Here is a 14,486-nt window from a genome sequence, read left to right on the forward strand (position 1 = left end):
AAGTCCTCCTTATTTATCAGCTTTAACAGCGATGTCTGACTGTTTAAGTACATCGTCAGGGATGGTGATGTTGAGGTCTTGAGCAACTTTAAGGTTGAGCGTTGGAGTACCATCATCAATAACATCAACTGGGATATCCTTAACTTTCTTACCTTTAAGAACCTTAACAGCACTACGAGCTGTGGCTTTTCCAAGTTCATATTGGCTTTGAGCAACTGAGGCCAAACCGCCCTCTTTCACCATAGTATCGACAGTCGTATAAACTGGAATCTTAGCTTGGTTGGCTGATGAGATTACTGTTGAAAAGGCAGAGGCAATAGTATTATCTTGTGGCGTCCAGATAGCATCTACCTTACCAGTCATGACTGACATGGTTGTATTGATTTCATTGGTTGATGGTACGGCATACTCGACCACATTTAGGCCATCTTTTTCAGCAAATTTCTTAAAGCTCTCAACCTGTGATTTAGAATTATCCTCGCTTGAAGCGTAGAGAATACCAATTGTCTTAGCATTTGGTGTCAATGATTTGACCAATTCCACTGTCTGCTTAATCGGCACTTGGTTAGAGGTACCAGTGACATTGCCTTCTGGATGCTTGAGGTCCTTAACCAATTTGGCCCCAACAGGGTCTGAGATAGCTCCCATAATGACTGGAATGTTCTTGGTAGCTGCCGCTAGTCCTTGTGCTGCTGGCGTTGCAATACCGATAACGACATCATTCTTGTCATTGACCAATTGTTTAGACATGGTTTGAATTTTAGACTGGTCTCCTTCGGCATTTAGGAGGGTGATTTTAACCTTGTCTCCCTTATAACCAGCTTCCTTAAGACCATCCTCAATTCCCTTCTCGATTTGATCCAGGGCATCGTGAGTCACGAACTGGAGGATTCCTACTTTGACGACCTTATTAGCATCTTGGTGCTCTTTTTTGAAAAGATCTGTACCAATAGAACCGAGCGTCAAGATAGCTAAGAAAACCAAAGTCCAAATTAAACGCTTGTTTTTCATATGTGTCTCCTTCTATAAATTCTTCCTTTCTATTGTAAGTCATTTTCAGTCAATTAGCAATATTCTTAATTTATAAAAATTACCTTGATCAAAGAAAAAGAATCAGAACACGATGTCTGATTCTTTTCCCTTATTATTACTGATATTGTGCCAAGTCTAGCTTCATAATATAAAAGTAAAGGTCGCCATATTGTCCTTTGTAGCCAATATCATGTCCGTTTATCGTCACCTTAGTGACTGGTGTTGAATCCGGTAAGGCAATCCAACAAGCTTGCTGTGCTCTGACAAATTCATTGTAATCTTCAAAAGAAGTATGTTTTTCTTGCTTTGCAGTATTTAAATAAGTTACTTCAATCATCGAGGGATCTCCTTTTAATCCTTTAATTAAAGTCTAGATTACGCTTCCTAGAGAGTAAAGTCAATCATGACGACTTAAAAAACTAGCAGGCTAGGCTATACAAATAGACCCCATGGCAAATGCCATGAGGTCTATTTTAATTGGAATCTGGATTCTTAATGTCCTATACGACCGTTAAATCATTTTAACGTTTGCGTCGTTTTCCGCCATAGAGTCCAAATCCAGCTAGAAGACTTGCCAAACCAAAGATTGCAAGGTTTGAATCCTCGCTACCAGTTTCTGGAAGTTGAGCTGTCTTATCACTTGGATTGATAAAGTGAGCTTCTTCTTTTGTTTCTGGAAGTACTGGAGCCTTAGGCTCTTCTGTTTGTGGAGCTGGCTGTGGCTCTAGTGTCGGAGTTGTATCCGGCACTGGTGTTGGAGTCACAATTTGTTTGTAGATGTGTTGAGTATTACCATTTTCATCTACAATTGTCTTCACAAATTCATAACCTGGAATTTCTTTCTTAGGTTGTTGGCCATCTTCTGTTGGATAACCAGGGATTGGCGTACCATTTTCATCAACGTATGACGTCGTTACTTGCTCGTAGACATGTTCGACATCACCATTAGGTAATTTCTTAGTTTCTACGAAGCGGTAACCTGGAATTTCAGCTTTTGGCTGTTCACCATCAACTGTAGGATATCCTGGGATTTCCTTACCTTCTTTATCAACAAACTTAGTGATTGGAAGGACAGTTGGTGTGTAGGTTGCTGAAGCCTTAGTTCCGTTAACATCTTCACGAACCACTGTGACTGCTGGGGCAGTTCCTGTAAATTCAGTTTCTGGTGTGAATGTTACAGTACCATCGGCAGCTACTGTGTAAGTTCCGACACCTGCAATAGTCTTAGTTGTTGAGCCATCTTCAAAGGTAGCTGGTACTTGGTTATTCATTGGTACACGGCTATCGCCTTCAGTGAAGCTTGGCTTACCTGTTTGCGTTTGACCTTTATTACCAATTGAAGTAACTGATTCTGCAGTTGGTGTTACTGGTGTTACGGTTGGTGTATAGGTAGCTGTAACGGCTGTACCGTTCTTATCAACACGTTTCACGGTCACACCTGTACCTGTTCCTGTGAATGCTTTTTCTGGGACGAAGGTTACAGTTCCATCTGGAGCAACTGTGTAAGTTCCTTCACCTGGAATAACTTTAGTTGTTGAGCCGTCTTCAAAGGTAGCAGGTACATCATCATCCATTGGGACACTTGGGTTACCAGGCGTAAAGCTTGGTTTACCTGTTTGTGTTTGACCTTGAATATCTGTAGATGTTGCTGGCTCTGAAGTTGGTGTAACTGGAGTTACTGTTGGCGTGTAGGTTGCTGAGGCTTTGGTTCCGTTTTTATCTTCACGAACCACTGTTACAGCTGGTGCAGTTCCTACGAATGATTTTTCTGGAACAAAGGTTACGGTTCCGTCTGCTGCTACTGTGTAAGTACCAACACCGTCTACAGTCTTAGTCGTTGAGCCACCATCGAAGGTTGCTGGAACATCATCGTTCATTGGCACACGGCTGTCGCCTTCTGTAAATACTGGCTTACCAGTTTGTGTAGCACCTTGGATATCTGTTGATGTTGTTGGTTCAGCAGTTGGAGTAACTGGAGTTACTGTTGGTGTGTATTTCGCTGTGATTTCAGTTCCGTTCTTATCAACACGTTTCACGGTTACGCCTGTAGCAGTTCCTACGAATGATTTTTCTGTGACGAAAGTTACTGTACCATCTGGAGCAACGGTGTAAGTTCCTTCACCATCTACTGTCTTAGTGGTTGAACCATCTTCGAAGGTAGCTGGAGCATCCTCATCGATTGGAACATTTGGATTCCCTTCTGTGAAGGTTGGTTTACCAGATTGTGTTTGACCTTGGATATCTGTTGATGTAGCATCTTCAGAAGTTGGAACGACTGGAGTAATCTTAGTTGTGTAAGTTGTTTCTACAGTTGTTCCATTAGTATCCGCAGCTTGAACTTTCACTGGAACAACATCACCTGAATAAGATTTGTTTGTTGGTATGAAGGTCACAACACCTGTCTCTTTATCAACGGTGAAGGTACCAATTACATCACCTGCTGGTGATTTCGCAAACACTGCCGCTGCTGGTTGGCCAGTTTCATCAAGAAGAGTAATGGTATCTTTGTCGATTGGAGCAACGGAATCTCCCTCGGTAAAGGTTACTGTTCCAGTCTGCACCACGCCTTGAGGACCAGTTGATTCTGCTGGTGTAGCAGTTGGAGTCACCGGTGTTACTGTTGGTGTGTAAGTCGCAGAAGCTTTGGTTCCGTTCTTATCTTCACGAACCACTGTCACTGCTGGTGCAGTTCCGACGAATGATTTTTCTGGAACAAATGTTACAGTTCCGTCTGCTGCTACTGTGTATGTACCGACACCGTCAACTGTCTTAGTCGTTGTGCCATCGTCGAAAGTAGCTGGAACGTCATCGTTCATTGGCACACGGCTGTCGCCTTCAGTAAATTCAGGCTTACCTGTTTGGGTTTGACCTTGTTTACCTGTTGTTTCAACTGGTGTCGCTGTCGGTGTTACAGGAGTTACTGTTGGTGTGTACTTAGCTGTAGCTGGTGTACCATTCTTATCTACACGTTTAACGGTTACACCTGTACCTTCTCCTGTGAATGATTTTTCTGGGACGAAGGTCACTGTGCCATCAGGAGCTACAGTGTAAGTACCTTCTCCTGGAATAACTTTAGTTGTTGAGCCATCTTCGAAGGTAGCTGGAGTATCTTCATCGATTGGAACATTTGGATTTCCTTCGGTGAAGGTTGGTTTACCTGTTTGAGTTTGACCTTGGATGTCTGTAGATGTTGCAGGATCAGCAGTTGGGACAACTGGAGTGATCTTCGGTGTGTAAGTTGTTTCAGCAACTGTTCCGTTTGTATCTTTACCTTGAACCTTAACTGGAACCACATCACCTGAGTAAGATTTATCCGTTGGGGTGAAGGTCACAACACCTGTTTCTTTATCAACAATGAAGGTACCGATCACGTCACCTGCTGGTGATTTCGCATCTACTGAAGCAGCTGGCTGACCATTTTCATCAAGAAGAGTAATGGTATCCTTATCAATTGGTGCAACTGGGTCACCTTCAGTGAAGGTGACTGTTCCAGTTTGAACCACACCTTGAGGTGCTTCAGATTCAGCAGGAGTTGCTGTTGGAGTTACTGGTGTCACAGTTGGTGTGTATGTCGCAGAAGCTTTGGTTCCGTTCTTATCTTCACGAACCACTGTCACTGCTGGTGCTGTTCCAGTAAATGATTTCTCTGGAACAAAAGTTACAGTTCCGTCTGAAGCTACTGTGTATGTACCAACTCCATCAACTGTCTTCGTAGTTGAACCATCGTCGAAAGTAGCTGGAACGTCATCGTTCATTGGTACACGACTATCACCTTCAGTAAATTCAGGCTTACCTGTTTGGGTTTGACCTTGTTTACCTGTTGTTTCAACTGGTGTCGCTGTTGGAGTTACTGGTGTCACAGTTGGTGTGTACTTAGCTGTAGCTGGTGTACCATTCTTATCTACACGTTTAACGGTTACACCTGTACCTTCTCCTGTGAATGATTTTTCTGGGACGAAGGTTACTGTGCCATCAGGAGCTACAGTGTAAGTACCTTCTCCTGGAATAACTTTAGTTGTTGAGCCATCTTCAAAGGTTGCTGGTACATCATCATCCATTGGGATTGCAGGGTTACCAGGTGTGAAGCTTGGTGTACCTGTTTGAGTTTGACCTTGGATGTCTGTAGATGTTGCAGGATCAGCAGTTGGGACAACTGGAGTGATCTTCGGTGTGTAAGTTGTTTCTACTCTTGTACCATTTGTATCAGCTGCTTGAACCTTAACTGGAACCACATCACCTGAATAAGATTTATCAGTTGGTGTGAAGGTTACAACACCTGTTTCTTTATCAACTGTGAAAGTACCAATTTCTTTACCTTCTGGTGATTTAGCAACTACAGATTCTACTGGCTGACCATTTTCATCAAGAAGAGTAATGGTATCCTTATCGATTGGTGCAACTGGGTCACCTTCGGTGAAGGTCACAGTTCCAGTTTGAACCACACCTTGAGGTGCTTCTGATTCAGCTGGAGTTGCTGTTGGGGTTACTGGAGTCACAGTTGGTGTGTACTTAGCAGTAACTGGAGTACCGTTCTTATCGACACGTTTAACCGTTACGCCTGTACCTTCTCCAGTGAATGATTTTTCTGGAACAAATGTTACGGTTCCGTCTGAAGCAACTGTGTAAGTTCCTTCACCAGGAACGGTCTTCGTAGTTGAGCCATCTTCAAATGTTGCAGGTGTATCATCATCCATTGGAACATTTGGATTACCTGGTGTGAAGGTTGGTGTACCTGTTTGCGTTTGACCTTGTTTGTCAGTAGATGTTGTATCTTCTGCAGTTGGTGTAACTGGTGTTACAGTTGGTGTGTATGTCGCTGAAGCTTTTGTTCCGTTCTTATCTTCACGAACCACTGTTACAGCTGGTGCAGTACCGACGAATGATTTTTCTGGTACGAAGGTTACTGTTCCATCTGCTGCGACTGTGTAAGTACCAACACCGTCTACAGTCTTAGTCGTTGAGCCATCGTCAAATGTTGCTGGAACATCATCGTTCATTGACACACGGCTATCGCCTTCAGTAAATACAGGTTTACCAGTTTGTGTAGCACCTTGGATATCTGTAGTTTCAACTGGTGTTGCAGTTGGAGTTACTGGTGTCACAGTTGGTGTGTACTTAGCTGTGATTTCAGTACCGTTTTTATCCACGCGTTTCACTGTTACGCCTGTAGCAGTTCCAGTGAATGATTTTTCAGGAACGAAGGTTACTGTTCCATCTGGTGCGACTGTGTATGTTCCTTCGCCATCTACTGTCTTAGTGGTTGAGCCATCTTCGAAGGTAGCTGGAGTATCCTCATCGATTGGAACATTTGGATTGCCTTCAGTAAAGCTTGGCTTACCTGTTTGAGTGGCACCTTGGATATCTGTCGATGTTGCATCTTCAGAAGTTGGGACAACTGGAGTGATCTTCGGTGTGTAAGTTGTTTCTACTATTGTACCATTTGTATCAGCTGCTTGAACCTTAACTGCGACAACATCACCTGAATAAGATTTATCCGTTGGTGTGAAAGTAACCACACCTGTTTCTTTATCAACGGTGAAGGTACCAATCACGTCACCTGCTGGTGATTTCGCTTCTACTGATGCTGCTGGCTGACCATTTTCATCAAGAAGAGTAATGGTATCCTTATCAATTGGTGCAACTGGGTCACCTTCAGTGAAGGTTACTGTTCCAGTTTGAACAAGACCTTGAGGTCCCGTAGATTCAGCTGGTGTTGCTGTTGGAGTTACTGGAGTCACAGTTGGGGTGTAAGTTGCAGAAGCTTTGGTTCCGTTCTTATCTTCACGAACAACCGTTACGGCCGGCGCTTTACCTGTGAATGATTTCTCAGGAACAAAGGTTACTGTTCCATCTGCTGCTACTGTGTAAGTACCAACACCGTCTACAGTCTTAGTCGTTGAGCCATCGTCAAATGTTGCTGGAACATCATCGTTCATTGGCACACGGCTATCGCCTTCAGTAAATACAGGTTTACCAGTTTGTGTAGCACCTTGGATATCTGTAGTTTCAACTGGTGTTGCAGTTGGAGTTACTGGTGTCACAGTTGGTGTGTACTTCGCTGTGATTTCAGTACCGTTCTTATCCACGCGTTTCACTGTTACACCTGAAGCAGTTCCAGTGAATGATTTTTCTGGGACGAAGGTTACTGTTCCATCTGGAGCAACTGTGTAAGTTCCTTCACCATCGACAGTCTTCGTAGTTGAGCCATCTTCGAAGGTAGCTGGAGTATCCTCATCGATTGGAACATTTGGATTTCCTTCGGTAAAGGTTGGTTTACCAGATTGTGTTTGACCTTGGATATCTGTCGATGTTGCATCTTCAGAAGTTGGGACAACTGGAGTAATCTTAGGTGTGTAAGTTGTTTCTACTGTTGTACCATTTGTATCAGCTGCTTGAACCTTAACTGGGACAACATCACCTGAATAAGATTTATCCGTTGGTGTGAAAGTAACCACACCTGTTTCTTTATCAACGGTGAAGGTACCGATCACGTCACCTGCTGGTGATTTCGCTTCTACTGATGCTGCTGGCTGACCAGTTTCATCAAGAAGAGTAATGGTATCCTTATCAATTGGTGCAACTGGGTCACCTTCAGTGAAGGTAACTGTTCCAGTTTGAACAAGACCTTGAGGGCCAGTTGATTCTGCTGGTGTAGCAGTTGGGGTCACCGGTGTTACTGTTGGTGTGTAAGTTGCAGAAGCTTTGGTTCCGTTCTTATCTTCACGAACAACCGTTACGGCCGGCGCTTTACCTGTGAATGATTTCTCAGGAACAAAGGTTACTGTTCCGTCAGCTGCTACTGTGTAGGTACCAACTCCATCAACTGTCTTCGTAGTTGAACCATCGTCGAAAGTAGCTGGAACGTCATCGTTCATTGGTACACGACTATCACCTTCAGTAAATTCAGGCTTACCTGTTTGGGTTTGACCTTGTTTACCTGTTGTTTCAACTGGTGTCGCTGTCGGTGTTACAGGAGTTACTGTTGGTGTGTACTTAGCTGTGATTTCAGTTCCGTTCTTATCCACACGTTTCACTGTTACACCTGAAGCAGTTCCAGTAAATGATTTTTCTGGTACGAAAGTTACTGTACCATCTGGAGAAACGGTGTAAGTTCCTTCACCATCTACTGTCTTCGTAGTTGATCCATCTTCAAAGGTCGCTGGTGTATCTTCATCAATTGGAACATTTGGATCACCTTCAGTAAAGGTTGGTTTACCTGTTTGAGTGGCACCTTGGATATCTGTCGTTGTTGCATCTTCAGAAGTTGGAACGACTGGAGTAATCTTAGGTGTGTAAGTTGTTTCTACTGTTGTACCATTTGTATCAGCTGCTTGAACCTTAACTGGGACAACATCACCTGAATAAGATTTATCCGTTGGGGTGAAGGTCACAACACCTGTTTCTTTATCAACGATGAAGGTACCGATTACATCACCTGCTGGTGATTTCGCTTCTACTGATGCTGCTGGCTGACCAGTTTCATCAAGAAGGGTAATTGAATCCTTGTTAATTGGCGCTACTTCATCACCTTCTGTGAAGGTTACTGTTCCAGTTTGAACCAAACCTTGAGGTCCCGTAGATTCAGCTGGTGTTGCTGTTGGAGTTACTGGAGTCACAGTTGGTGTGTAAGTCGCAGAGGCTTTGGTTCCGTTCTTATCTTCACGAACAACCGTCACAGCTGGAGCTGTTCCAGTAAATGATTTCTCTGGAACAAAAGTTACAGTTCCGTCGGCTGCTACTGTGTAGGTACCAACGCCATCAACTGTCTTGGTAGTTGAACCATCGTCGAAGGTTGCTGGAACGTCATCGTTCATTGGCACACGGCTGTCACCTTCAGTAAATTCAGGCTTACCTGTTTGGGTTTGACCTTGTTTACCTGTTGTTTCAACTGGTGTCGCTGTTGGTGTAACTGGTGTTACTGTTGGGGTGTAAGTCGCAGAGGCTTTGGTCCCGTTCTTATCTTCACGAACAACTGTTACAGCCGGCGCAGTTCCGACAAATGATTTCTCAGGAACAAACGTCACCGTACCGTCAGCTGCTACTGTGTAAGTACCAACGCCGTCAACTGTCTTAGTCGTTGAACCATCGTCAAATGTCGCTGGAACATCTTCATTGATAGCTACTGTTTTCTCAACACCATCAACGGTTACTGTTCCACCCTTGAATTCAGGTTTACCAGTTTGAGTCGCACCTTGGATATCTTTTGTTTCAGCTGGAGTTGCTGTCGGTGTTACCGGTACGATTTCAGGCGTGTAAGTTGTGTCCACCTTGATACCGTTTGAGCTTTCAGCTTGAACCTTGGCCGGTGTTACTACACCTGTGTATGATTTATCAGTCGGTGTGAAAGTGACTTGACCAGTAGCTGAATCGATAGAGTAAGTACCAATTTCAGTTGTACCATCTGCGGCATAAGCTGGTGTACTTGTCACTTCATTGCCATCATTATCCAAAAGCGTGTAGCTATTATCTTTGATCGTAATAGCTTTATCTTCACCATTCACTTGAACAGTTGTTCCTGCAAAGGTTGGTGTACCGGTTTGAGTCGCACCTTGGATATCTTTTGAAGTTGCAGGGTTTGCAGTTGGAACTGCTGGCACAACAGTTGGTGTGTAGGTCGCATCTGAAGTAATGGTTGCAGTCTTACCATTAGCATTTGTAATCGTAGCAGTTGCCTGAACAGTTACTCCTTTTGCAGTACCAACAAAGTCTTTTTCTGGCGTAAATGTTACTGCTCCAGTCGTTGGGTCGATAGTATAGCTACCTTCACCTGCTACTGTCACTGTTGTTTCGTCAGTTGGTTGACCAGTTGCTGGATCCACCAATTTCTTGCTAGTGATTTCAGCAGTCTTGTCGTTACTCAAATCAAAGGTTGGTGTTTGGGTTTGAGGAACGTTTTGAATATCCGCAGAAACCTTGTCTGTAGGAGTCACTGTAATTGGTGTTACTGATGGTGTGTAAGTCGCTGAAGCTTTTGTTCCGTTCTTGTCTTCACGAACGACTGTAACCGCTGGTGCTGTTCCTGTAAAACTTGGTTCTGGAACAAATGTAACAGTACCGTCTGCTGCTACTGTGTAGGTACCAACGCCATCAACTGACTTGGTAGTTGAGCCATCATCAAATGTTGCTGGAACATCATCATTCATCGGCACACGGCTATTACCCTCAGTAAATACAGGCTTACCTGTTTGAGTTGCACCTTGAACATCTGTTGATTCAGCTGGTGCTGCAGTTGGAGTTACTGGAGTCACAGTTGGTGTATAAGTTGCAGAGGCTTTGGTTCCGTTCTTATCTTCACGAACAACCGTCACTGCTGGTGCAGTTCCAACGAATGATTTTTCAGGTACGAATGTAACTGTTCCGTCTGCTGCTACTGTGTAAGTACCAACGCCGTCAACTGTCTTAGTCGTTGAACCATCATCGAAGGTCGCTGGAACAGCTTCATTAATCGCTACTGTTTTCTCAACGCCATCTACTGTTACAGTTCCGCCCTTAAATTCAGGTTTACCAGTTTGCGTTGCACCTTGGATATCTTCTGTTTCAGCTGGTGTTGCTGTCGGGGTTACTGGAACGATTTCTGGTGTGTAAGTTGTATCTACCTTGATACCGTTTGAGCTTTCAGCTTGAACCTTGGCCGGTGTTACTACACCTGTGTATGATTTATCAGTCGGTGTGAAAGTGACTTGACCAGTAGCTGAATCGATAGAGTAAGTACCGATTTCAGTTGTACCATCAGCAGCATAAGCTGGTGTACTTGTCACTTCATTGCCATCATTATCCAAAAGCGTGTAGCTATTATCTTTGATCGTAATAGCTTTATCTTCACCGTTTACTTGAACAGTAGTTCCTGCGAAGGTTGGTGTGCCTGTTTGAGTCGCACCTTGGATATCTTTTGAAGTTGCAGGGTTTGCAGTTGGAACTGCTGGCACAACAGTTGGTGTGTAGGTCGCATCTGAAGTAATGGTTGCAGTCTTACCATTAGCATTTGTAATCGTAGCAGTTGCCTGAACAGTTACTCCTTTTGCAGTACCAACAAAGTCTTTTTCTGGCGTAAATGTTACTGCTCCAGTCGTTGGGTCGATAGTATAGCTACCTTCACCTGCTACTGTCACTGTTGTTTCATCAGTAGGCTGACCAGTTGCTGGATCTACCAATTTCTTGCTTGTGATTTCAGCAGTCTTATCATTACTCAAATCAAAGGTTGGTGTTTGGGTTTGAGGAACGTTTTGAACATCCGCAGAAACCTTGTCTGTAGGAGTCACTGTGATTGGTGTGACAGTTGGAGTGTACTTAGCTGTTGCAGTCTTGATGTAGTCCTGTTGGATCTTACCATCTTTGTTTCGACCAACTGGCGCTGACAATGTAACATCCACACCTTTGGCTGTACCAGTAAAGCTTGGTTCTGGAGTGAAGGTTACTTCACCCGTTGAAGGATTAATCGTATAAGTTCCTTCCCCTTCAACTGTTACAGATGGCGCATCAGTAGTGCGACCTGTAGCTGGATCTACCAACTTAGCCGGGTATTCTGCACTTGGAGTGATTGCAATCTTATCACCATTTAAGTTAGTAGCAGTTGTATTAAAGGTAGGTGTTTCTTTTTGAGTTGCCCCTTGAACATCAGTCGAAGTTTTGTCAACCCCTTCAATTTCAATTGGAGTGACTGTTGGAACGTATTGACCATCCATAGTATTCAACTGACCATTAATGTTTGCTTCTTGGTCTGGGAATTTGGTTGACCATCCAGTATCGTAACCGTTGTTATCTGAACGACGGATAGAAATACCATCAGCTGTTCCAAGGAAGTTATCTTCTGGGATAAATTCAACGTCCACATCTTTACCGTTGGCAGTAATCTTATACTTCCCTTGACCTGGTACAACATAGTAACCTTCCGCATCAAGTGTTGCACGGTTGCCATCTTTGTCAACGATGTATGGTTCTACTGTCTCGTCGATGACTGCATGAGAGTTAGCTTCATACTTGTGCTCTCCACGTGCTGTAAAGGTTACAGTTGCTGTTTGTTTAGTAGCTTGAGGACCAGAAGTTTCCTTGAATTCCCCTTTTGGTGGGTGGGTAATTTGAGTCTTGAAGTCTTCCACTTCCCCTGAGAAAGCCATACCAGTTGGGCTTTCAATCTCAGTAGCTTTCTTGGCAATACGGACACGAGCACCAAGTTCGTTGACGCTAGGGTCGATATAAGTCTTGCTGTTTGCAAAGGTCAACTCAACAGTGCCATCTTGTGTGATTGTAGCGAGATTTGAGCGTTCATCCTCATCGAATTTACCATTTTGGTTAAAGTCTACCCAACCATAGATATGTGCTTCTGAAGCTCCATCCAAATGGGCTTCAACTGACATCTTGTAGTTACCTGGGCGTGTACGGTCCATCTTGATCATCTCATTGGTTGTCCCTTTGAGATCGCTTGGAAGCAATTGGTTAATTCCTTCATCGGCCGTAGTTGCCTTATCATCACCGAACCAGTCAAGAACAGTATTCTCATCCATATCAGGACTCACGTTACCAAGATACGGTTGATTTACTTTAGCTCCAGTAACACCGTCAACAGTTGCAATGGTATGGACTGCTTTCCCATATGACTCAGGAGCATCCCCTTCATCAAGTGGGAAGAATCCTAGCATGGCAGACTGTTTACCAGCTGAAGCGATATAAAGTCCCACTTCAGATGCTCCACGTGTCATCACGAGTGGAACTGTTCTATTTCCTTCAGAAATGTTTGGTCCAAAGATACCGGTTCCTAGACCACTCGTAACTTGGTCAGGATTTCCAAAGTACTTCCATGCTACTGGTTTCTTATCTGGTCCAGCTTGAGGAGAATTATCACGAAGTTGTCTTAGGTTAATGTTATTATATTTAGGTTTAGAACCAAAAAGATTCTCTGTATCTTGTGGTTCATAAGGAACAGAGGTGGCTGGTCTAGTAGTTTTCTTCCATTCCCCAATGTGCTGCCAACCTTGTCCGTTGGTAGTGAACATAACAAATTCACCAGGGTTAGCAGACTCACCATCAGCCATAACAATAGCTGGCTTAACTTTCTTTCCACGGAAGGTTGCAGAGATTTCAAACTGAATTCCAATATTCCCACCATTATATGCAGAACTCATGGTAGTCTTTTTGGCTTTCGTATCAACGTTTTCATGTTTAACTTCAGTCCAACGGTTTTGGGCATCAGCGATAACGTCGGCTTCTTTGCCATCATTAAAATATTGCCTAGCAATTGGTGAAGTAACACCCTTTACATATCCATTTTTTGCATTTGGATCATAGGTCGCTTTTTCAGCTTCTGTAGCCCCTTGTTCTTCCATCCGTTTTTTATAGATTTCAGTCGCTTGGAATGGTTTCAAGGATTTGACTTTTACAGTGACTACATAACCAGGCATGATTTCCTTGGTATAGGTAGCCCCAACTTGAAGTGCTAAGCTCTCTTCTAACTCATTTGGTTTTAATTCATTTTTAGCGACCTGGATTGTTTTTGCTCCTGTCCAGTTGGCTACATCTCCAAAGTCCAACCAAGAGATTTGGCTAGTCATAGATTTGGCATCAAGATCTGTTGTAAAGCCAGGTTTTTCAACTTTTGGAGTTGAGGTTGCGTCTTCTACATCATCACCAATCAAGTTTGGATCATTGGCATCACCAAGGGCACGACGTGTACGACGGCGACCAGAAGTTTCTGCTGTTACAACAGGTTGCACTACAGCAGACGCTTCGGCACCACTTGAAAGAGCATTCGTTGTAGAAGCTTCTGCTTGAACGTCCACACCTTGTGCTTCAGATGCTGTTTCTGAAGCAGGTGTCTCAGATGATGCTGATGTAACAGAGGCTGTCGTTGAAACTCCCGTAGTATTGCCTACACTTGTAGAGCCAGCAACACTAGTGGTAGATGCTGCAGTACTTGCTGACGTTGACGAAGCTGCTTGAGATGTTGTCTCACTAGAAGCTTGTGTTGTAGACGTTTCAGAAGTAGCTGCGCTAGCATTTGAAACGGTTTGAGACTGACTATTAGTCTCAGAAATTGATAAGAAATTTGCGACTTCCGTCGAAGCTTGAGCAGTAACAGCATTCTGAGAAGATGTCTCATCACTCACTGTAGCAGTAGTGCTAGCTACATCTCCTGCTTGGACTTGGTTAGCTGTTTCATCGGCAGATACTTGACTAGCAGTACCAACCATAACCAGAGTTCCAAGAAGAACGGAGCAAACCCCTACATTCAGCTTACGAATCGAAAATCGACTTATACGATCATTAAATAAATCTTTACCCACTTTGGTAATCCTCCACACTTATACTATTAAGTATCTCACCCCTCAATGAGATTAAAAGTATTTAAAAATACTAATCGTTAAATATTTTAACAAAATTCCTAATATTTGTGAAAAGAAATGCTCTTATTTTCAATTTTTTTATAAGGTTCACTTAAAAATAATCATGTAAACAGTAGA

3 protein-coding genes are annotated in these 14,486 nt (G+C 43.5%); all 3 read right to left on the bottom strand.

Features of this window, described 5'->3' with window-relative positions:
• Nucleotides 1-9 precede the first annotated feature (9 nt).
• Nucleotides 10-1,011, bottom strand: a complete 1,002-nt coding sequence (gene trpX, locus PCY16_RS10255) for a tryptophan ABC transporter substrate-binding protein (RefSeq protein ID WP_073951058.1) — start codon at nt 1,009-1,011, stop codon at nt 10-12.
• Between the two features lie 136 nt (nt 1,012-1,147).
• Nucleotides 1,148-1,369 (bottom strand): DUF4649 family protein, encoded by a 222-nt coding sequence (locus tag PCY16_RS10260; RefSeq protein WP_002890796.1) that lies wholly within the window; start codon nt 1,367-1,369, stop codon nt 1,148-1,150.
• Between the two features lie 184 nt (nt 1,370-1,553).
• Complete coding sequence (locus PCY16_RS10265; RefSeq protein ID WP_301354555.1) at nt 1,554-14,309, bottom strand: GEVED domain-containing protein; 12,756 nt, start codon at nt 14,307-14,309, stop codon at nt 1,554-1,556.
• Nucleotides 14,310-14,486 lie beyond the last annotated feature (177 nt).

It is taken from the genome of Streptococcus sp. SS4 (assembly GCF_030440125.1).
Lineage (GTDB): Bacteria > Bacillota > Bacilli > Lactobacillales > Streptococcaceae > Streptococcus.